Below are 19,150 nucleotides of genomic sequence, written 5' to 3'. Positions count from 1 at the left end.
GGGTACTACAACCAGCAGCGCCCTCACTCGTTTAACGACGGCCTGCCTCCCGTGGTGGCTGAGGAAAACCTTAAATTACTGTCCGGAATTAGTTGACCACTACATGCACACCTTGTGCGCCTTCGCCAACGACTTTCACAATCTGGGTGGTGGTTATGTGCTTGTTGGTGTTGCAGAGGAAAATGGTCAGCCACAGCTACCACCGGCTGGTTTGTTACCCGAACAAATCGATGCCATCCAGAAAGAGCTGTTGAATCTGGGGCATTCAGCCATCGCGCCACATTATCATCCGTTAACGGCTACCTATGAGATCCAGGGCAAAACGATCCTTGTACTATGGGCGCCTGGCGGAGAGACTCGCCCTTACAAAGCCAAGGCCAGCTTGAGCAACAAGAGCGATTGGGCTTATTACCTGCGTAAACACACCAGCACCGTGAAGGCCTCGGGACAGAATGAACGTGAGCTGCTCAGTTTGGCGGCTACCGTGCCTTTTGATGATCGCTACCGCCAAATGGCCACCTTGAATGATCTGTCACCTTATTTGCTGCGTGATTTCTTGCACGAGATTGGCAGTGAATTGTTGGCTGAAGCTCGTGCGCTGGATATTGAAACCTTGGGGCGCCGTATGAACGTAGTGGGTGGGCCAAGTGAAATGGCCTTTCCCAAGAATGTTGGCCTCCTGTTTTTTAATGAGCAACCCGAGCAATTCTTCCCCGCGACTCAGATCGATGTGGTGTACTTCCCTGACGGTGCAGGCGGTGACCATTTTGAAGAAAAAGTGTTCAAGGGGCCGCTTGGTCGCATCACTCGCGATGCTCTGGACTACATCAATCGAAACTACCTCAAAGAGGGCGTGACAAAACACGCTGATCGCCCTCAGGCTGAACGTTTCTGGAACTACCCATTGGCTGCCATTGAAGAAGCGGTCGTGAACGCGGTGTACCATCGTTCCTATGAAATTCGTGAACCCATTGAAATACGTCTCGATGGTCAAGAACTGGTGGTGCTGAGCTTCCCGGGTCCTGACCGCTCTATCCGTTTACAGGACTTACAAGCCGGTAAAGCTGTCAGCCGTCGCTACCGGAATCGACGCATCGGTGAGTTTTTAAAAGAGCTGGATTTGACGGAAGGTCGTTCAACGGGAGTGCCCAAAATCCTCCGCGTGATGAAGGCAAATGGCTCCCCAGAACCGATATTCGAAACTGACGATGAACGCAGCTACTTTCTCATTCGGCTGCCTGTGCATACAGGCTTCCTCATTGAAGCTGCTGCTGAAGAGCCTGCCTTGGATATCATGGATCCAGCAGGGCCTAAGCAGGGACTAAGTAAGGAGCAAGTAGAACTTCTCCAGGCCTGCGTGGAAGAAGTACCGATCACCTTTCTAATGAGCATCATGGGTCGCGCTAACCGAACCAAATTTCGCACTGGGCTGCTGAATCCACTGCTCGATGCAGGGTTGATTGAAATGACTCAACCTGAGTCGCCGCGCAGCCCAACGCAAAAATATCGGTTAAGTGCTGAGGGCAAACAAATAATTGCCCATGGGGGCAAAAAATGAAAGCAAACGGTTAGAGACGGCTCTTTGACCAAGGCCAGCGGCGCTTGGCGGGCGTGTCGATCTGCCCGATGGCGCTGGCGAGCGGCAGCATGATGGCGCTGAGCTGGCGGTGGCAGACGGCGCTGCTGAGCACGCCGGGGCACTGCTTGAGCAGCAGGTCGCACTGCTGCGAGGCGATGAACAGCTGCTCGACCACCGCCGGAGCGAACAGCGGCTTGGCTTGCTGGCAGCAGCGGGTCAGCTCGCGGGAGAGCAGGGAGAGCATGCTGCTATCCAGCCAGCAGGGCAGCGGGTCTTCCAGCCTTCCTGCAATCGAGTGCTGAACGGCTTCAAACGACGTGCGTAAAAACAGCAGGGTTTGACGAAGCTGGCGCTGTTCACTGGTCATGGGACGTTCCTTCACCTCAACGGCTCTTTCTCTGCCAGGGGGATGGCTAAAAAGAGAGTGTTTCTCATTTGCATCTTTTGGTGAAGATAGCCTCCTTCAATCGCAGTGTCAATCACAGGCTATGAGAGGCCAGGCGTATCGCTTGCCTGATAGAGCTGCCAATCATTGTGGGTCAAGGGGATCGCCCCGTGCTCCGTCACCACGACTGTATCGCTCAAGCCAACGCCCCATTGGCCTGGCACCCGCAAGCAGAGCGGTAAATGAAACACCATGTTGGGTTCGAAGGTACGCTGCTGGCCTTTGGCAATATAGCCCGTGCCTTCGACCCAACTGGGCGGAAATTGCGCCCCCACGGCGTAGCCAAACACCCCGGAGAAAAACAGCTGGTCGCGTTGAGGGGCCAGCAGCGCATCGGCCGCCTGGGCCGCCGCATCGAAGGTGTGGCCGGGGCGCATGGCCTCGCAGAGTGTCTCGAAGATGGCTCGGCAGAGGTCCTGAGTGGCGATAAGCGCAGCGTTTGGGGAGCCGGTGACGGCGGTGCGCATCATCGGTGCGGTGTAGCGCTGGTAAGCTGCGCCAAACTCTAAAAAGACCGGCTCATTGGCCTGGATCACGTGGCGCTTGTGGTTGACGTGAATCACCCCGATACGCTGCCCGCTAGTGACGATAGGCTGCAGGCTCATGAACTCGCTGCCGTGTGCGAGGAGCGCTTGCGCGCCGATGGCGGCAATGTCGTTATCGGTCATGCCGGGGCGAATGGCGGCTATCGCCGTGTCCAGCCCGGCGGTAGTGATGCGGGCGCTTTCGGCCAGCATCTCAAGCTCGGCACTGCTTTTGACGATCCGAATGCCATCGAGCAGGTCGCCCGCTTCCTGGAAGCGCTCCTGGCCGATGGCCTGGGCTAGGGCGTTCATCACGCCGACTCGCAGCCCGCTGCTCCAGCCATCGATACCCACGCGTGGGCAAGGGCGCAACAGGTCGACCAGCGGGGCGATGACTTCATCCAGGTTTTCCCACCGGTAGCCGATGATGTCATCGACCCGCGCAGTCACCACCGCGGCGCCGGTTTCAATGGAGGCCACCTGCAGGACAAGCGTTTCGTGGGTACAGACCAGGCAGGCATGCACCGACACTTCAAAGGTGTGGTAACCGGTCAAATAATTGATATCGGCGGGGTCGGTGAGCAGCAGCGCGTCCAGCTCGCGCTGCGCCATGGCGTGGCGCACGTTTTCAAGGCGCGCTTGATACTCAGCGGGGGGAAACGGCAGCTCGCGTTGAGCAAGCGATGAGGCAAGGGCTTCGCGGTAGTGGTGATAATCCATGGCGACCTCCAGCGTTGGGTAAGGTCAGTATAGGTCGCCATCTCACGGGTGTTCTGCGGGTTCTCAACGCTTAGCGTGTCAGCAGGTAAACCCCCTGCAGGAAGTAGAACACCCCAATGCCGGTGACGATCCAGCGGGTCCAGGTGCGGAAGTTGGCATCGGTCAGGCGGTGCAGGATCCGCGTGCCGGTTTGGGTGCCCAGCATGGCAAAGGGCGCGGCCAGCAACACCATGGCCCACTCGCCAGCGCTGAGTGCCAGCGCTGCCCCCAGGTAAAAGATGATCTTGATGGAGTGAGCGACGACCTGAATCATCGCCTTGGTGGCCACCACCTGGCGGCGGTCCATGTGGGAGCGCACGAAGAAGATGTCGATCAGCGGGCCAGACACTCCGGCGGCGATGGTCAGGCCGCCGGAGGCCAGGCCGCAGCACACGGCATGGCTGGGGCGTTTGGCGTCCAGTTGAAACCAGTGTTTGGGCATCCAGACCAGCAGTGGCATCAGGCCGATCAGCAGCGACACCGTCGCCGCGTTGGGCGCGTAGTTGAAGAGCAGCAGTAACCCGGCGGCGCTCGTAACCCCCAGCGTCATGAGCGCCACGATTCGCCAGACGATGAAGTGTCGCGATAGCCACGCCCGCGACCCATTGGCGGTCAGCTGAATGACCCCATGTACGGCCATGGCGGTGCTCGCCGGGAAGATCACCAGCAGAAACCACAGCAACACTAGCCCGCCCGCCATGCCAAACACGCCAGACAGCAGGGAAGTGAAAAACACCACGCCAACGAACAGGCTACCTACCCACAGGGTCATGATGCGTGCCCTCAGCTACGGCAAAAGGGCCCGACCTGATAGAAGCGTCGACACTGAAACTCGGCTTCGCAGCTGTTCAACTGGGCTTGATAACGCCCGGCTCGCTGGGCGACCTGGCGGCCCGCGCTGAGCACGTGGGGTTTATTGCGGTAGGTGCCGCGCTGATAGCCGCCCGCGCCTTCATGGTAGGCGTAATAAAGGTGTTCGGGGTTGCTCAGGGAAATGCCGGTTTGCGCGCGGGTGCGGGCGTTGTACCAGCCGATGAAGTCAGTGGCGTGCTTCATGTGAGTGCGCCGCGCAAACATGCTGCCCGCCTGGTCGCGGTATTCGCCCCACACCGGGTCCTGTGCCTGGGCATAGCCCCTGGCCGATGAAGGGCGCGGGCCGGGAATGAAGCCCAGGTAGCGCTTGCGGTCGGGGCGCACATGGCTACGGAACGAAGACTCCTGCTGAATGAACGACATCTGGGTGGCAATCGGCGTGCCCCACTGCTCCTGAGACTCCCGCGCATAGTCGTACCAGCTGGGCTGCTCGCGGAAGATTTCGCAGATGTTGCTCTGGTCCTGTGGCGGGCTGGGCGCCAATGAGGCACACCCCGACAGCAGCAACAGCGCCGCGATGCTCAACCATAGGCGCCAGGCCAGAGAGTTATCAACAGGGCGATGCATAGGACGTTCCTTGTGAATAAGTGGTTATACGGGGTCAGTGCCCCTGGCGCAGCAGTGGTTCCAGGCAGCGGCGCAGGCGCTGCGCTTCGCGTGCCAGGGTTTCCCCCGACAGCATACCCACCCCCATCACCAGGCCCACGCGAGGATCAGAGGCGGCGCACACCGGGCTCAAAGGCCGCACGATCAAGTGCTCTTTCAGCAGCGCCTGGGCGATGGCCACGTCGTTGACGCCCGGCGCGAACTCCACGCACAGGCTGATGGCACTGCTGGGCGGCGAGACCGAGCGCACCTGGGGCAGCGAGCACAACTGGTCGTGCAGCACCTGCTGGCGGCCTAGATAATCCCGTTGAATACGCCGACACCAGGCATCCAGGTCGCCGTCGAAGATGAACTGGGCCAGCACCGCCTGGTCCAGCATGCGGCCCTCACGAAACAGCTCGCTGCGCAGGCGGTTCATCGGCCCCGCCAAGTGGCGCGGCACCACCAGATAGCCCAGCCGCAGGCCGGGAAACATCATCTTGGAGAACGAGCCTACCAGCAAATGGCGCTCAGAGGTGGTATCAAAAAGTAGATTGGCATGATCGTCCCGGTTGAACTCGTAGTCATCCTCGACCACGTAGCGGGGGGCAAGCGCCTCGCACAAGCGCTGCTTGTGGGCAGCATGGGTCGGCACGCTGAGCGGGTAGTGGTGCGAGCCGGTGAGGTAAGCCAGCGTGACCGGGCCGGAAGCGGTGGGCAGCGTATGGCCCGTGTCCGGCTGCCAGGGCAGCATGTCGATGTTCAACCCCGCCGCCGTGAAGACGTTGCGCGCGCCCCAGTAACAGGGCGACTCCATGGCCACCGTGTCGCCCACATCCGCCAGGGCCACGGCGCACAGCTCGATGCCGTTGTGGGTGCCGTCGGTAATGATGATCTGCTCGGTATCGCAGTGAATATTGCGCCAGCGGGCCAGAAATTCGCGGATGGCCCGCTTCAGCGGCCCGTAGCCGCCGGTGGAGTAGGAGAGCAGCAGGGCGTTTTGCGGCACCGTGACGCTGGCATAGAGCTGGCGCCACTTGCGCATCGGAAACTGGGCAATGTCCGGGATGCCCGGCACGAAGGCGCCGCTTTGAATCATGCTGGCCCCAGGCCCCTGCAAGACGCGCTGAGCGCGACGCGAAAGCCGAGGCGGCAGCGGTGGCTCGTGCGCTGGCGCGCTGGGCTTGCAGGTCCAGGTGCCCTGGCCGTGGCCGGTGGTCAGCAGGCGCTCCTCCTGCAGGGTGGCCATGGCCAGGGCCAGCGTTTGGCGGGCCACGCCGAAGGCCTCTGCCAGGGCGCGGTGCGAAGGCAGCCGCAGCCCGCCAGGCCACTGCTGAATGATGGCCTGGCGCAGCGCCTGCTCTATTCGTACCTGCTTGCTGAGCCGTTCAGGCTGCAGTGCATAAAGTTGTACGCATTGGTGCAACACCCGCTCGCGATCCATGAAATTGCCTCTTTTCTTCTGCCAAGCCGCGCATGATCAGCCTCCTGGACGAAAGCATCATGCGGAAATCGCACCGCTTTGGTGCATTCAAAAAGTGGTCTAGTTGAACGCCAAAGTGGTCCATTACGCGGTTTGGCAGCCACCTGCTAGCGTGACGTTATTCCCTTGTCGGAATCAGGACACTGCGCCCAGAGCGCCAACCATAATCTCCAAAAACGTGCAGGAAAACGATAATGACGACTCCCTCTTCTGAACAGGACAAGCTCGTCCGGGTGCTGGCCCGGGGTGACGTGTTGGCCCTGGCCTTTGGCGCCATGATCGGCTGGGGCTGGATTGTACTGACCGGCACCGCCATTCAATCCGCCGGTAGCCTGGGCGCTATTTTAGCCTTTATCGTCGGCGGTCTGGCGATCGTGATGGTCGGCCTCACCTACGCCGAGCTGGCCTCGGCCATGCCCAGGGTGGGCGGCGAGCACGTCTACAGCTACCGCGCCCTGGGCCACTTGCCCTCGTTCCTGTGCACCTGGGCCATCATCCTGGGCTACTTGAGCGTGGTGGCATTCGAAGCCGTGGCGCTGCCCACGGTCATCGAGCACTTGGCCCCCAACTACGCCGTGGGCCACCTGTGGACCATCGCCGGCTGGGAAGTGAAAGCCACCTGGGTCGCCGTGGGCGTGGGCGGTTCGCTGGCCATGATGATCATCAACTACTTCGGCGTGACCACCGCGGCGCTGATCCAGAAAGTCGTCACGGGCATGATTCTGCTGGTGGGCGTCATGTTTGTCACGGGGGCGCTGTTCGAAGGCGAAACCATCAACATGATGCCGCTGTTCACCCAGGCCGATACCGGCGTGGTGGCGGGCATCGTCGCGGTGCTGGTCATGGTGCCGTTCCTGTTCGTGGGGTTTGACGTGATTCCCCAGGCCGCTGAAGAGATCAACCTGCCGTACAAGGCCATCGGCAAGGTGCTGATGATGTCGGTGATCCTGGCGGTGGTGTGGTACGCGCTGATCATTCTGGCCACCAGCCTGGCCCTGAACAGCACCGAACTGGCCGCCAGCTCCCTGAGCGTGCCGGATGCCATGGGCAGCCTGTTCAACGCCCCCTGGGCCAGCAACCTGATGGTATTGGCCGGTATTGCGGGCATCATCACCAGCTGGAACGCCTTCTACATCGGCGGTTCACGGGCCATTTACGCCCTGGCCAAAGCGGGCATGCTGCCTGCGCCCTTTGCCAAGCTGCACCCGCGCTATAAAACGCCCACCAACGCCATTTTCCTGATGGGCTTTCTCTCCTGTATCGCGCCGTTCTTCGGCCGCCCGGCGCTGGTGTGGATCGTCAATGCCGGTGGCCTGGGCATCGTGATCGCCTACCTGTTCGTGGCCATCTCCTTCGTGGTGCTGCGGGTTCGCGAGCCGGAGATGGAGCGCCCGTTCCGCATTCGCCACGGCAAGCTGTGCGGCACCCTGGCCGTGGTGCTCTCCTTCGGCATGGCCTGCCTCTACCTGCCCGGTAGCCCGGCGGCCCTGAGCGGTGCGGAGTGGTCGGTCTTCGCGGGCTGGTCTTTGCTCGGTGTGGGGCTGTACATCCACGCCCTGCGTACCTACGGCCGCGTCTACAGCGACCGCCACATGCTGGCGGATCTATAAACCCCTTCCAACACCCTAATAGTAGGAGCACGCCATGAGCTTTATCGAACAGTGGTTGCACGATGCCGTACCGGCCCTGGTGGGCGGTGAATGGCGCAAGGGCCAGCAGACCTTTGCGGTGGACAACCCCGCCACCGGCGAGACCATCGCCCATGTAGCGGACTTGAGCGCCGACGATACCCGCGACGCCGTGGCCGCCGCTTATGAAGCCGGTGCCGCGTGGCGCGCCACCCCGGTGAAACAGCGCTCGGCCCTGCTGCGCCGCTGGTTTGAGCTGGTCAATGAGCACGCCGACGACCTGGCTCGCCTGATGACTCTGGAGCAGGGCAAGCCGCTGGCGGAAGCCAAAGGCGAAGTGACCTACGGCGCCTCGTTCATCGAGTTCTTCGCTGAAGAAGCCAAGCGCATGGCCGGGGAAACCCTGCCCAGCCACGGTGCCGACAAGCGCCTGCTGGTACTGCGCGAGCCGGTAGGCGTGGTGGCCGCGATCACCCCGTGGAACTTCCCGCTGGCGATGATTACCCGCAAGTGCGCCCCGGCCCTGGCCGCGGGTTGCACCGTGGTCATCAAACCCGCCGAAGCCACCCCGCTCACCGCGCTGGCCGCCGCCTATTTAGCGCTGGAAGCGGGCCTGCCCGCCGGTACCATCAACGTGGTGACGGCCTCCAAACCTGCCGCCGTGGGCGAAGTGCTCACCACCGATGCGCGGGTGCGCAAAGTGTCGTTTACCGGCTCTACCCCGGTGGGTAAGCACTTACTTGCCCAGTGCGCCAGCACGGTGAAGAAGACCGCCATGGAGCTGGGCGGCAACGCCCCGTTCATCGTCTTCGATGACGCCGACGTGGACGCCGCCGTGAACGGAGCCATCGCCTCCAAATTCCGCAACGCCGGGCAAACCTGCGTATGCACCAACCGCTTCCTGGTGCAGGACGGCATTTACGATGCCTTCGTCGCCAAGCTCACCGAACGCGTGAACGCGCTGAAGGTAGGCGACGGCCTGGCCGACGGCAGCATCATCGGCCCACTGATCAACCAGGCAGCGGTGGATAAAGTGCAGCGCCACGTCGATGACGCGATAAATAAAGGCGCACGGCTGCTGTGCGGCGGCCAGCCCCACGCGGCGGGCGAGCGCTTCTTCACCCCCACGGTGCTGGCGGATGTGACCACCCAAATGGCCGTGGCCGATGAAGAGACTTTCGGCCCGGTGGCCCCGGTGTTCCGCTTCAAGCAGGACGAAGAAGCCATCGCCATGGCCAACGACACTCCGTTTGGTCTGGCCGCCTACTTCTACGCCACGGATTACCGCCGCATCTGGCGCACCATGGAAGCGCTTGAATACGGCATGGTCGGCGTCAACGAAGGCTTGATCTCCACCGAGCTGGCGCCCTTTGGCGGCGTGAAAGAGTCCGGGCTGGGACGCGAAGGCTCTCACCACGGCCTCGATGAATTTACCGAACTGAAATACGTCTGCGTTGGCGGCCTGTAAAGAGAACGATGATGACTAACCAAGAATTGAACGACCTGAAAAACCGCTTCGTGGCCAACGGTGCCGCCACGCCCACCACCCAGTTTGCCGAGCGCGCCGAAAACGCCGAACTGTGGGACGCCGACGGCAACCGCTGGATCGACTTCGCGGGTGGCATCGGCGTGCTCAACCTGGGCCACCGCCACCCGAAAATCGTGGCCGCCGTGGAAGCGCAGCTCAAGAAAGTCATGCACACCAGCGCGGCGGTGATCTCCTACGCGCCCTACGTGCAGCTGTGCCAGAAACTCTGCGAACTCACCCCGGTACGCGGCCCCGAGCGCAAAGCCATGCTGGTGAACACCGGCGCAGAAGCGCTGGAAAACGCCGTGAAGATCGCCCGCGCCGCCACTGGCCGCACCGGCATCATCACCTTCGATGGTGCCTTTCACGGCCGCACCATGATGACCCTGGCGATGACCGGCAAGGTGCTGCCCTACAAGAACGACTTCGGCCCCATGCCGGGCGATGTGTTCCGCGCCCCGTTCCCCAACCCGCTGCACGGCATCAGCGAAGAAGCTTCGCTGAACGCCATTCGCACGCTGTTCAAGACCGATATCGCCCCGCACCGCACGGCGGCCATCGTCATCGAGCCGGTCCAGGGCGAAGGCGGTTTCTACATCGCCTCACCGGACTACCTGAAAGCCCTGCGCGCCCTGTGCGACGAGCACGGCATTCTGCTGATCGCCGACGAAGTGCAGTCCGGCTTTGCCCGTACCGGCAAGCTGTTTGCGCTGGAACACAGCGGCATCGAGGCGGACATCCTCACCACCGCCAAGAGCCTCGCCAACGGCATGCCGCTCTCTGCGGTGGTCGGTACCGCCAAGGTCATGGACGCCTCCGGTCCCAACTCGCTGGGCGGCACCTACAGCGGCAACCCGCTCTCCTGCGCGGCGGCCCTGGCGGTGATCGACGCCATCGAAGAAGAGAACATCCTGGCCCGCAGCGAGCAGATGGGCAACATGCTGGCCGAACGCTTCGCGGTATGGGAAGAGCGCTTCCCCGCCGTCGCCCACGGCCGCCAACTCGGCGCCATGGCCGCGTTCGAACTGCTTGATAGCGACGGCAAGCCGGACCCGCAGATGACCGGCGCGCTCTGCGCCAAAGCCCGCGAAAAAGGCCTGATCCTGCTTTCCTGCGGCTTCTACGGCAACAGCATCCGCATCCTGGTACCGCTGACGGTATCGTCTGCGGTGCTGGAGGAGGGGCTGAGCATTATCGAGGAATCGTTGGAAGCGCTTAGCTAGTAGCTTTAGGTAGGACTGAGCCCGCCCATCGTCAGGTAGCGCAAGCTGTTGACGATGGGTATTTTTAAGCTACTGCTAAGAGATGGTCATCGCAATAGTCATATGATATTACTGCCCCAGCTTTTATGGATAACGCTGGTGATATATCACCGTAGCTCTGGGGAGTGACCATGAGTTGATTCATGATACTCCCGAAAGGATAAGAGTTTCTTAGCAAACACGGCCGTGCTGATCATAATTTTACCCATGCTATTGGGAGCTTGGGTAAAATTCATTCGGTAGTTAAAGTTTTGTTTTCTTCGTGAGAGAATTTTCTCATTGTTTGCTGGTTCCATGTCTCGAAGTGGTCTTGCATAGCTTGACGTGCTTTCTCACGATCACGGCTTTTAATCGCATCGACTATGGCAAAATGGGTTTCATTTGTTTTTTTCTGCGCTTCACGCGATTGTCGTGCTAGGATGCGGCGTTGATGAAGCACTTTTTTTAATACTGATGAAAGCCCTTGAAAAATAATCAAAATAGCTGGGTTTTTTGCCATGATGGCTAGCTGCTCATGAAATTCATAATCAGCCTGAATACCTTCTAGAACATCGGTAGAATGTACTATTTTTGTACAAAGCTTTTCAAGCCTAATCAGCTCATGGTGTTGGTGGTTAACTGCAGCAGACTGAACAATCTCTTTTTCGAACATTTCTCTGGCAGTTTCTAAATGATCCACAGAGATGTAGTTTAGTTTAAGGGCTAGCTCGAAATATAGTTGGATAAAAACAGGTTCCGGCATTTTAAGGAAAGTGCCGCTACCTTGCTTTCTTTCGATAAATCCAAGGCTGTGTAAAACAGAAAGAACATTTCTCACTGATGAACGGTGCATGTCAAAATAATCGCATAATGCTCTTTCAGGTGGAAGTTTCAATCGTCCATCTTTGGAGAGCTCGGAGATAGATACAAACTCCTTAAGTCTGTCCAATAAGTTTGGATCAATTTGGCTCATAGTGTCATCCAAGTGCTGCCCCCATATTCTGATGTAAATACAGGGGCAGCTTATCATAGTCAGTGAATATGCATACCACCGTTCACATCAAGCGTAGCACCCGTAATATAGCTGGAAAGATCGCTCGCCAGGAATAGGAAAGCGTTGGCGATATCTTCTGGCTCGCCCAAGCGGGCTAAAGGTATTCCTTCCAGAATTTTGGCTTTCATTTGATCATCTAGCTTGCCTGCTGTTATATCGGTTGCGATAAGGCCAGGAGTTACCGAATTGACACGAATACCCGCTGCTCCCAGCTCGCGTGCCATTGCCTTCCCAAGGCCTAGCATACCGGCTTTGGCCGCACTGTAGTGGGGGCCACCAAAGATTCCGCCTCCGCGCTGGGCAGATACCGACGAAGTATTGATGATCGACCCCTTCCCGCTCTGCTTCATGTACGGAACTACGGCTTGGGACATGTACATCATGCCGCGAAGGTTGACGTCCATTATGCGGTCGTAATCCTCTGGTTCGATCTGTTCGAATTTGACCGGCTGAGTAATGCCTGCGTTGTTGACCAGCACATCGATTCTACCGAATTTTTCCATCGCGGCGAGGGCCAAATTGAAACAGTCATCGCGGCTGACCACGTTTCCTGTGACGACTATTGAGCGATCAGCGTCGAACTCACTGCGTATTGCCTCGCAGGCCTGATCGTTGATATCGGAAATCACGATGGACGCACCGTGCTCGTAGAAAAGGCGCGCGGTTCTAAAACCAATGCCTTTCTTTCCAGCAGCGCCGGTTACGATACATACCTTGTCTTTAAGCAGCATGACGCTTTCCTCTTATTGGTCTTGGTTCAGTAAAGCCAGCTCCTTAAGGGAGCGTAAAATTAATGACTCTATTCTATCGAGTGCTACGGGTTGTTCATCGCGCCAAGGCTGAGCGCTCGTGTCGCGATGCAGACGAAACGGTAGCTCCAACGAGAACGGCTTACCCTGGTCAAGCAAAGCCAATGCAAGGGCTCTGTCGTTCGTATCGCCATCGCCGAAGGATACGAAATCGAAGCCGTTGCGGTGACGTACGCAGGGCTTGATATGGACGTGATCGGCAAGCGGTAAGGCCATCCAGGCATCTTCAAGCGCGTTTTTATGTGTAGCGTGTGACAACAAGTTGCCCATGTCATAGTTGATGCCGAATACGTCCTCATTCAGCCGTTTGAGCAACGTCTGAGCATCACTTGCGCTATCAAATACGTTGGGAACACTGTTGCCAGGGTTTTCCAGCAGAATACGCATGCCGTGATCACGAGCGATTGCGGCAAGGGTATCGGCTTGTCTGAAAAACATGTATTCATGTTTTCGCGCACGGCCGCGTTGGTAATAATGAACTCGGCTCCCAACCACGCCGCAAAACGGCAACGCGCTTCAAGGCGGGAGGCGGCATTCTCCAGGCCTAGGTCAATGTGGCCTGAAAAGTAGCGGCACTGTTGACCATAGCGGCGCATTTCTTTACTCAAGTCATGAGCGAAGTCCTGAGAAAAGTCGCTGTCAGTAAACGCTTCGACGTAACCATCAATGAACGCTAACTCCACGTTTTTTACGCCACATCGCGCAAGCGAGGGCAGAATGGCGTCAAACCCATAGCCATCAAAGGCGGCGGTGCTGACGGAAATGAAACTTTTAGCCATGAGTTTTCTTAGCCCTTGCCATTGAGCAAACGGTAGGTGCGGATGAGCTGGCTGTCATCAAGCTTTCCCTCGCCCCGCTCGGAGCTTGCCACGAACATTTGCCGGGCGGTTTCCGCTAGTGGAGTGAACGCTCTATATGCTTTAGCAGAGTCGCAGACGATGCCCATATCCTTGCAGAAGATATCGATTACGCTAGTGACATCATCAGGTTCTGCAATCATGCGCGGCCCGCGATCCTTGAGCATCCAGCTTGAGGCAGCTGAGCCCTGCACCATGGAGAGCATGACCGATGCCTCAATTCCGCTCTTTTCCGCCAGAGACAGAGCTTCGGCTGCGGCTGCAATATGCACGCCGCACAGCAACTGGTTGACGGCTTTCATGGCTGAGCCTTGGCCTGGCTTAGGACCAGCCACGAATACCGCTTTTCCCATAACCTCGAATGCTTTCGAACAACGACTAAGTGCTTCATTGCAACCAGCAGCCATGATAGTAAGTTCGCCAGCCTGAGCACCAACAACCCCACCGGACACAGGGGCATCAATGTAGTGAAGATCAGAGCGCATCTCTGCTACTTCGCTTGCAATACTGGCAGCATCGTTTGGAGCGATGGTAGACATCTGTACGATACAGGCACCCTCCTTCAGTGACTGCACTACGTTTGGCTCGGCACCGCCAGAGGTCGCGCTACCGAACAACAAGTCGCGCACCTGATCGGCACTTACCACCATTATGAAAAGTATTTCGCACTTATTGAGGTAAAGGCGCTTAGCCTCACTAGAAGTGGATTGGCCGTTAAAGACGGTTTCTACTTGCTTGAATGCGTCGATCCCCAAGACATCGAAGCCTGCGTTTTTCAAGCACATTGCCATGGGGCGGCCCATGGCGCCGAGTCCAGCAAAAGCTGTGTTATGCATGGTGAACCTCAGTAGATGATAAGTGCCGGTACGTAAGAGACCAGCAACAGCACAATAATGGCTACCAAGTAGAAGGGGGCGAGTTCCTTGACAACCGCACCAATGCGCTCACGTGCGATTGCCGCAGAGACAAACAGTGTTGTGCCGATAGGAGGTGTAAATAGACCGATACTTAGATTCACGCACATCATGATGCCAAGTTGAATTAGATCTAACCCTATCGCATTGGCGATTGAGACAAGCGTTGGCCCCAGAAGCAGAATGGCGGCGGGTAGGTCCAAGAACATGCCGATCAAAAGCAAAAGTAGGTTGATAGCCAGAATGATCAAAAGCGGGTGTTTGAGGTACTCCACGGCCCACTGAGCCACGGCTTGCGGTACGCCGCCGGAGGTCAGGATATAGGCAATGATATTGGCTGCTGCGATGATCAACATCACGATCCCTGTGGTGATAACAGTGTTAACCAGTGCTGCCATCACTCGCTCTCCGGTCAAATCGCGATAGATGATACCGCTGACCAGTAGCGCATAAGCCACGGCGATAATGCTAACTTCAGTAGGCGTAGCAATGCCTACTCTCAGCAGTACCACGATGAACACTGGCATTAACAGAGCTGGCAGCGCGGTGAACAGTGTGCTTAACATCTCCGTGCGGGTATGGTTGAGCTGAAGGCGTGGAAAGCCGCGGTGCTTACCCACGAAGTAACAGGCCAGCATCATGCCCGCCGCCAGCATCAGTGCGGGAATGACTGCGGCGATAAACAGCGATGCAATCGAGCTGTTGGATACAGTGGCGAATAGAATCAACGGAATCGACGGCGGCATAAGCCCTGCGATAACCGAGGACGCCGAAGTGACGGCCGCACTGAATGCACCAGGGTAGCCTTCTCGCTTCTGCCAAGGAATGAGCATCGATCCCAGCGCCGAGGCTTCTGCTACCGATGAACCGGACACGCCGCCGAAGACCGTTGAACCCACCACGCTGACTTGCCCGAGCCCACCGTGATACTTACCTACTAGCATTGAGGCCAGCCCGACAAGCTTCTGGCCGAGTTTGCCCGACATCATCAGACTACCGGACAAAATGAAGAAGGGAATTGCCAGCAACGGAAAGCTCTGCGTTGGCTGAAAAATTTTCATGATCGCCATGCTAGAGGGCAGAGGTCCGAAGACCGAGAGCGCTGCCCAGCCGCTGATGACAAGAGAATAACCGACTGGCATAGCCATCAGTAAGAAAAGAACAAAGGCCGCGAGCATTTGAACCGTCATATTCCTTCCTCCCCGCGTGAGATCTGTGGGGCCGACTGCTCTTCAACGCCCATCAGAATTAGCGCGATATTGACTAGTGCGATTAGAGCCAGCCCTGCAAACCCGACTACTACCGACCAATACGCCCATGACATACCAAGTCGAGTAATGGGGAAGCGTTGGCCGCCAGCGATATCCACTACATTAAGGCCGTGATAAGCCATAGTGCTGAACGCCACCAGTGCAATCACGTTAACACTGAGTATCACGATTTTTTTGGGGAATTTGGGGAGCTTTTCGACCATCAGGTCGATGCCAATATGTTCGTTCTTGGCTGCCGCCGCCACAATGGCACCCATGGTTAGCCAGGGAAAAAACAGATTGGGAATCTCTGCCACCCAGCCAATGTTTGTCGAGAAGAGATAGCGAGTAGCTACCCCCATAAGTAAGGAAACGAAGATCGTTATAATTGAGATGATCGCCGCCCACTTTGATATCTGATAAATCACGTTCTTCGAGCCGATTAGAAGCGAAGCCGACCAACTGGCTTCGCTTTTTCGACTCTCGACTGAGAGCGTCATGAAATACCCCTCCGGCTTGTTACTGATGCTCGCTATGAGCAGCGTTCACCACCATGTCTACAAGCTCGGGGTACTCTTCACTCCACAGGCCGTAAACTGATGCGGTAGCTTCGATGAAAGGGGCAGTATCTACTTCGTTGATAACAACGCCTGCGTCTTCAAGCTGTATGCGTAGTTTTGCATCTGCCTCAAGAGATGCTTGACGGTTGAACTGACCTGCTTCATCTGCAGCTTCCTGCACCGCTTGTTGTTGTTCTGGTGTGAGCATATCCCACATGATCTTGCTCATCAGCAGTGGCGTAGACTCATATTTGTGTCCGGTCAGCGTGATATAATCCTGAACTTCGTAAAGTCGTGAGGAATAGATATTCATTAATGGGTTCTCCTGACCATCCACTACACCTTGTTCAAGCGCGATGTAAAGTTCGGAGAAGTTCATTGGAGTGGGGTTGGCGCCCAACGCTTCGAAGATATTCACCGTCATTTCATCCGGCGGAGTACGGATCTTCAGACCCTGAAGGTCTGCCGGAGTCTCAATTGGGCGTACGCTATTGCTTACGTGACGAATACCGTTGTCCCACAGTCCGAGGACTACCAAGTTCTGCTCTTCGGCAAGGCGTTTGAGCTCTTCACCTACTTCACCATCCATCACTTCCCAAGCTGCGGGCAGTGAGTCGAATAGGAAAGGCAAGCCCAGCACAGAGAACTGCGGCACGACGCTGGAAGTTGCTCCTTGGCTGTTAGTACTGAATGCCAGAGTCCCCATGCGCATCAACGTCAGGGCTTCCATATCGTCGCCGTACTGCGAATTACCGCCTACATCGACCCTCAATGCGCCGCCGGTTTTTTCCTCGACCAGCTCTGCAAAAAGCTCCGAGGCTTCCGCCTTGGGGTTGCCTGCCGCTGCGTTGTGTGTCAGCTGAAGGACCTGCTGGGCAGAGGTGTTACCCGAAAAGAAAATAGCGCCGAAAATGGCAGTAGCAAGTGCAGTTTTTTTCATGATATTTATCTCATTTGTATTAGTTGTTGTGAGTATTGTTTTTTATGTCAAAGTTAAGTTATTACATGATTTGATGTTTGATGGTCTTAACTACCTCCTTGGTGGAAATGCCGTAGCGGTCATGCAGAGTAGGCAAGGCACCGGCATCTAAAAACTCGTCTGGCAGAGCGATCTGGTAAAACTTAACAGAGATACCTTCTTTTATTAATAATGAAGCTATGCTTTCACCTAAGCCGCCAACCACAGAGTGATTTTCTGCCACAAATACCGGGCGGTCTGGGTAACGACGTACTTCTTCTAAAATGGTTTTAGTATCTAATGGTTTGATGGTGGCGCAGTGAAGTACGCTGACATCTTTGCCTTTTTCTTTGAGTTCATCGGATGCTTCAATGGCACGCATTGTCATCAGGCCTGAAGAAATTATCAAAGCATCTTTACCATCGATCAGTTTTTTAGCTTTGCCAATCTCAAACCGATAGCCTTCAAAACGATCGAGTACGCGTGGAACTTTGCCTCTCAGTAGGCGTAAATATACAGGGCCGTTGAAATCAACCATTGCTTGAACAGACTGTTCTATATCGACTGCATCGCAAGGGTCAACAATGGTCAGATTTGGCATGCCGCGGAAAATGGCTACATCTTCAGTGGCTTGGTGGCTTGGACCGTAGCCGGTAGTAAGGCCGGGCAAAGCACTGACAATCTTGACGTTGAGGTTTTCTTCGGCAATCGCTAAGCAAATAAAATCGTAGGCACGACGTGAGGCAAATACGCTATAAGTAGTCACGAATGGAACGAAGCCTTCGCGAGCCATGCCCGCGCTGGCCATCATGAGTAACTGTTCAGCCATACCCATCTGGTAATAACGTTCGGGGTAGGCCTGAGCGAAAATATGCAGATCGGTATACTTGCCCAGATCCGCTGTCATGCCGATGATCTTGTCGTTTTTACTAGCAGCTTCGATTAGAGCGTGTCCAAATGGTGCCGAGGTGGTTGGCTGATCCTCACCCGCGATGGAGGCGATCATAGCCGATGTTTTAAGCTTTTTCTTGGCGCTCATCTCATTTCTCCCCTGACTGGATGCCGTAGACTTCATCGAGTTCTCTGAGCGCCACGCTCCACTCGTTCTCGTCGACACGAATAAAGTGTGTTTTGTCCCGTTTCTCGAGGAATGGCACTCCGCGGCCCATCAAGGTATCGCAGATAATAACGCGAGGCTTATCGGAGCTACTTGCCATAACGCTATCAAATGCTTCCAGTACTGCTTCCAGGTCGTTACCGTCAACGCGGTAGGTTTCCCAACCAAATGCTGTCCACTTATCAGCGATTGGCTCATAGTTGAGCACCATAGAGGACTTATCGTCGGCCTGCTGGTCATTGACGTCGACGATGGCAATCAGGTTATCCAGCTTGAAGTGAGAGGCGGAGGCTACGGCTTCCCAAGTAGAACCTTCGTTGAGCTCGCCATCAGACAGCAGATTAAAAATCCGAGATGTACTCTGTTTGCGCTTCAGTCCTAACGCCATCCCGACGCCGATACCTAGACCATGACCAAGCGAACCACCTGTGATTTCCATACCTGGCGTATATGCGGCCATGCCTGACATTGGCAGGATACTGTCGTCGCTACCGTAATCCTCAATTTCGTCTTCGCTGATAACTCCAGCCTCAATTAAGGCAGCGTAAAGAGCGATAGCGTAGTGGCCAATAGAGAGCAGAAAACGGTCCCGATCTTCCCAATCGGGGTTTTTCGGATCAATTTTTAATGCGTGAAAGTAGGCGACAGCTAGGACATCTGCGATTCCCAAAGCTTGGCCCACATAGCCTTGGCCTTGCACCTCACCCATGCGTAGGGCATGACGCCGAATACTGTAAGCTCGCTGATGAAGCGCCTTGATAGCATCGGACTTCGGTGCGGTAGCGATTTGACTCATTCAAGTCACCTCCAATTGGTTGACCAATTGAAGATAGGTTTAGATTAGCTCAAATGATATAATACCTTTGTATATTTTTTTGCATTAGCTTTTTTTCATTTATTTTTCGGTGTTTATTTTTATAAAAATTGTTATTTAACAATGAGTTGTGAGCTTTCTAAGTTTTTTGGAAGGTTTGCAAAATTGTTGA

Annotated in this window: 19 protein-coding genes; 4 read left to right on the top strand and 15 right to left on the bottom strand. The window is 56.5% G+C overall.

Going from position 1 to position 19,150, the window contains the following annotated elements; translation table 11 throughout:
• On the top strand, positions 1-1,558 hold a 1,558-nt coding region (locus IE061_RS09430; protein ID WP_373294961.1), incomplete at its 5' end, for a Fic family protein.
• A 10-nt stretch (positions 1,559-1,568) separates the two neighbouring features.
• Here the strand turns inward: IE061_RS09430 and IE061_RS09425 are convergent.
• From IE061_RS09425 to IE061_RS09405, 5 genes are all read right to left on the bottom strand, one after another.
• Positions 1,569-1,946 carry a hypothetical protein gene (locus tag IE061_RS09425; protein WP_193461500.1) on the bottom strand — a complete coding sequence of 126 codons (378 nt, stop codon included), beginning with the start codon at positions 1,944-1,946 and terminating at the stop codon, positions 1,569-1,571.
• A 119-nt stretch (positions 1,947-2,065) separates the two neighbouring features.
• A complete protein-coding gene (locus tag IE061_RS09420) occupies positions 2,066-3,268 on the bottom strand; it encodes a M24 family metallopeptidase (protein ID WP_193461499.1) in 1,203 nt (400 codons plus the stop codon).
• Between the two features lie 70 nt (positions 3,269-3,338).
• Positions 3,339-4,079, bottom strand: a complete 741-nt coding sequence (locus IE061_RS09415; protein WP_193461498.1) for a sulfite exporter TauE/SafE family protein — start codon at positions 4,077-4,079, stop codon at positions 3,339-3,341.
• A gap of 11 nt (positions 4,080-4,090) precedes the next feature.
• Complete coding sequence (locus tag IE061_RS09410) at positions 4,091-4,747, bottom strand: transglycosylase SLT domain-containing protein (RefSeq protein ID WP_016915206.1); 657 nt, start codon at positions 4,745-4,747, stop codon at positions 4,091-4,093.
• Between the two features lie 34 nt (positions 4,748-4,781).
• Entirely contained in the window at positions 4,782-6,209 is a 1,428-nt protein-coding gene (locus IE061_RS09405) for an aminotransferase-like domain-containing protein (protein ID WP_193461497.1), read from the bottom strand.
• Between the two features lie 233 nt (positions 6,210-6,442).
• On the opposite strand from IE061_RS09405, the gene IE061_RS09400 reads away from it, so the two are divergent.
• Genes IE061_RS09400 through gabT form a run of 3 tightly spaced genes read left to right on the top strand, consistent with a single transcriptional unit; the run spans position 6,443 to position 10,627 of the window.
• Positions 6,443-7,858, top strand: a complete 1,416-nt coding sequence (locus IE061_RS09400) for an APC family permease (RefSeq protein ID WP_016915204.1) — start codon at positions 6,443-6,445, stop codon at positions 7,856-7,858.
• A 34-nt stretch (positions 7,859-7,892) separates the two neighbouring features.
• A complete protein-coding gene (locus tag IE061_RS09395) occupies positions 7,893-9,344 on the top strand; it encodes an NAD-dependent succinate-semialdehyde dehydrogenase (RefSeq protein ID WP_193461496.1) in 1,452 nt (483 codons plus the stop codon).
• An 11-nt stretch (positions 9,345-9,355) separates the two neighbouring features.
• A complete protein-coding gene (gene gabT, locus IE061_RS09390; RefSeq protein WP_193461495.1) occupies positions 9,356-10,627 on the top strand; it encodes a 4-aminobutyrate--2-oxoglutarate transaminase in 1,272 nt (423 codons plus the stop codon).
• 271 nt (positions 10,628-10,898) lie between these two features.
• Here the strand turns inward: gabT and IE061_RS09385 are convergent, their stop codons facing one another.
• The 10 genes from IE061_RS09385 to IE061_RS09345 all read right to left on the bottom strand — a co-directional run bounded on the left by IE061_RS09385 (position 10,899) and on the right by IE061_RS09345 (position 18,960).
• On the bottom strand, positions 10,899-11,618 hold the full coding sequence (locus tag IE061_RS09385) for a FadR/GntR family transcriptional regulator (protein ID WP_193461494.1): 720 nt from the start codon (positions 11,616-11,618) through the stop codon (positions 10,899-10,901).
• Positions 11,619-11,677: 59 nt separating this feature from the next.
• Positions 11,678-12,430, bottom strand: coding sequence for an SDR family NAD(P)-dependent oxidoreductase (locus IE061_RS09380; RefSeq protein ID WP_193461493.1), 753 nt, complete (start codon positions 12,428-12,430; stop codon positions 11,678-11,680).
• Between the two features lie 12 nt (positions 12,431-12,442).
• Entirely contained in the window at positions 12,443-12,895 is a 453-nt protein-coding gene (locus IE061_RS09375; protein ID WP_230478426.1) for a TIM barrel protein, read from the bottom strand.
• Complete coding sequence (locus IE061_RS18070) at positions 12,808-13,287, bottom strand: hypothetical protein (protein WP_230478425.1); 480 nt, start codon at positions 13,285-13,287, stop codon at positions 12,808-12,810. The genes IE061_RS09375 and IE061_RS18070 overlap by 88 nt, the downstream gene beginning before the upstream one ends.
• A gap of 8 nt (positions 13,288-13,295) precedes the next feature.
• Positions 13,296-14,201 carry an NAD(P)-dependent oxidoreductase gene (locus IE061_RS09370; RefSeq protein ID WP_193461491.1) on the bottom strand — a complete coding sequence of 302 codons (906 nt, stop codon included), beginning with the start codon at positions 14,199-14,201 and terminating at the stop codon, positions 13,296-13,298.
• Positions 14,202-14,209: 8 nt separating this feature from the next.
• Positions 14,210-15,469, bottom strand: coding sequence for a TRAP transporter large permease (locus IE061_RS09365; RefSeq protein WP_193461490.1), 1,260 nt, complete (start codon positions 15,467-15,469; stop codon positions 14,210-14,212).
• Entirely contained in the window at positions 15,466-16,029 is a 564-nt protein-coding gene (locus IE061_RS09360; RefSeq protein WP_193461489.1) for a TRAP transporter small permease, read from the bottom strand. The genes IE061_RS09365 and IE061_RS09360 overlap by 4 nt, the downstream gene beginning before the upstream one ends.
• A gap of 19 nt (positions 16,030-16,048) precedes the next feature.
• On the bottom strand, positions 16,049-17,029 hold the full coding sequence (locus IE061_RS09355; RefSeq protein ID WP_193461488.1) for a TRAP transporter substrate-binding protein: 981 nt from the start codon (positions 17,027-17,029) through the stop codon (positions 16,049-16,051).
• A 61-nt stretch (positions 17,030-17,090) separates the two neighbouring features.
• Positions 17,091-18,086 carry a transketolase family protein gene (locus IE061_RS09350; protein ID WP_193461487.1) on the bottom strand — a complete coding sequence of 332 codons (996 nt, stop codon included), beginning with the start codon at positions 18,084-18,086 and terminating at the stop codon, positions 17,091-17,093.
• A 1-nt stretch (position 18,087) separates the two neighbouring features.
• Positions 18,088-18,960 (bottom strand): transketolase, encoded by an 873-nt coding sequence (locus IE061_RS09345; RefSeq protein WP_193461486.1) that lies wholly within the window; start codon positions 18,958-18,960, stop codon positions 18,088-18,090.
• Between the last annotated feature and the right edge of the window lie 190 nt (positions 18,961-19,150).

Origin of the sequence: Vreelandella hamiltonii (assembly GCF_014651795.1) — a bacterium.
Lineage (GTDB): Bacteria > Pseudomonadota > Gammaproteobacteria > Pseudomonadales > Halomonadaceae > Vreelandella > Vreelandella hamiltonii.
The sequence above is the reverse complement of the archived record's forward strand: the minus strand, read 5'-3'. Positions and strand labels throughout refer to the sequence as shown.

What these genes read in the sequence shown, in the direction of transcription:
- IE061_RS09425 (WP_193461500.1), bottom strand. Translation starts at nt 1,946, where the DNA reads ATGACCAGTGAACAGCGCCAGCTTCGTCAAACCCTGCTGTTTTTACGC.
- IE061_RS09420 (WP_193461499.1), bottom strand. Translation starts at nt 3,268, where the DNA reads ATGGATTATCACCACTACCGCGAAGCCCTTGCCTCATCGCTTGCTCAA.
- IE061_RS09415 (WP_193461498.1), bottom strand. Translation starts at nt 4,079, where the DNA reads ATGACCCTGTGGGTAGGTAGCCTGTTCGTTGGCGTGGTGTTTTTCACT.
- IE061_RS09410 (WP_016915206.1), bottom strand. Translation starts at nt 4,747, where the DNA reads ATGCATCGCCCTGTTGATAACTCTCTGGCCTGGCGCCTATGGTTGAGC.
- IE061_RS09405 (WP_193461497.1), bottom strand. Translation starts at nt 6,209, where the DNA reads ATGGATCGCGAGCGGGTGTTGCACCAATGCGTACAACTTTATGCACTG.
- IE061_RS09400 (WP_016915204.1), top strand. Translation starts at nt 6,443, where the DNA reads ATGACGACTCCCTCTTCTGAACAGGACAAGCTCGTCCGGGTGCTGGCC.
- IE061_RS09395 (WP_193461496.1), top strand. Translation starts at nt 7,893, where the DNA reads ATGAGCTTTATCGAACAGTGGTTGCACGATGCCGTACCGGCCCTGGTG.
- gabT (WP_193461495.1), top strand. Translation starts at nt 9,356, where the DNA reads ATGACTAACCAAGAATTGAACGACCTGAAAAACCGCTTCGTGGCCAAC.
- IE061_RS09385 (WP_193461494.1), bottom strand. Translation starts at nt 11,618, where the DNA reads ATGAGCCAAATTGATCCAAACTTATTGGACAGACTTAAGGAGTTTGTA.
- IE061_RS09380 (WP_193461493.1), bottom strand. Translation starts at nt 12,430, where the DNA reads ATGCTGCTTAAAGACAAGGTATGTATCGTAACCGGCGCTGCTGGAAAG.
- IE061_RS09375 (WP_230478426.1), bottom strand. Translation starts at nt 12,895, where the DNA reads ATGCGTATTCTGCTGGAAAACCCTGGCAACAGTGTTCCCAACGTATTT.
- IE061_RS18070 (WP_230478425.1), bottom strand. Translation starts at nt 13,287, where the DNA reads ATGGCTAAAAGTTTCATTTCCGTCAGCACCGCCGCCTTTGATGGCTAT.
- IE061_RS09370 (WP_193461491.1), bottom strand. Translation starts at nt 14,201, where the DNA reads ATGCATAACACAGCTTTTGCTGGACTCGGCGCCATGGGCCGCCCCATG.
- IE061_RS09365 (WP_193461490.1), bottom strand. Translation starts at nt 15,469, where the DNA reads ATGACGGTTCAAATGCTCGCGGCCTTTGTTCTTTTCTTACTGATGGCT.
- IE061_RS09360 (WP_193461489.1), bottom strand. Translation starts at nt 16,029, where the DNA reads ATGACGCTCTCAGTCGAGAGTCGAAAAAGCGAAGCCAGTTGGTCGGCT.
- IE061_RS09355 (WP_193461488.1), bottom strand. Translation starts at nt 17,029, where the DNA reads ATGAAAAAAACTGCACTTGCTACTGCCATTTTCGGCGCTATTTTCTTT.
- IE061_RS09350 (WP_193461487.1), bottom strand. Translation starts at nt 18,086, where the DNA reads ATGAGCGCCAAGAAAAAGCTTAAAACATCGGCTATGATCGCCTCCATC.
- IE061_RS09345 (WP_193461486.1), bottom strand. Translation starts at nt 18,960, where the DNA reads ATGAGTCAAATCGCTACCGCACCGAAGTCCGATGCTATCAAGGCGCTT.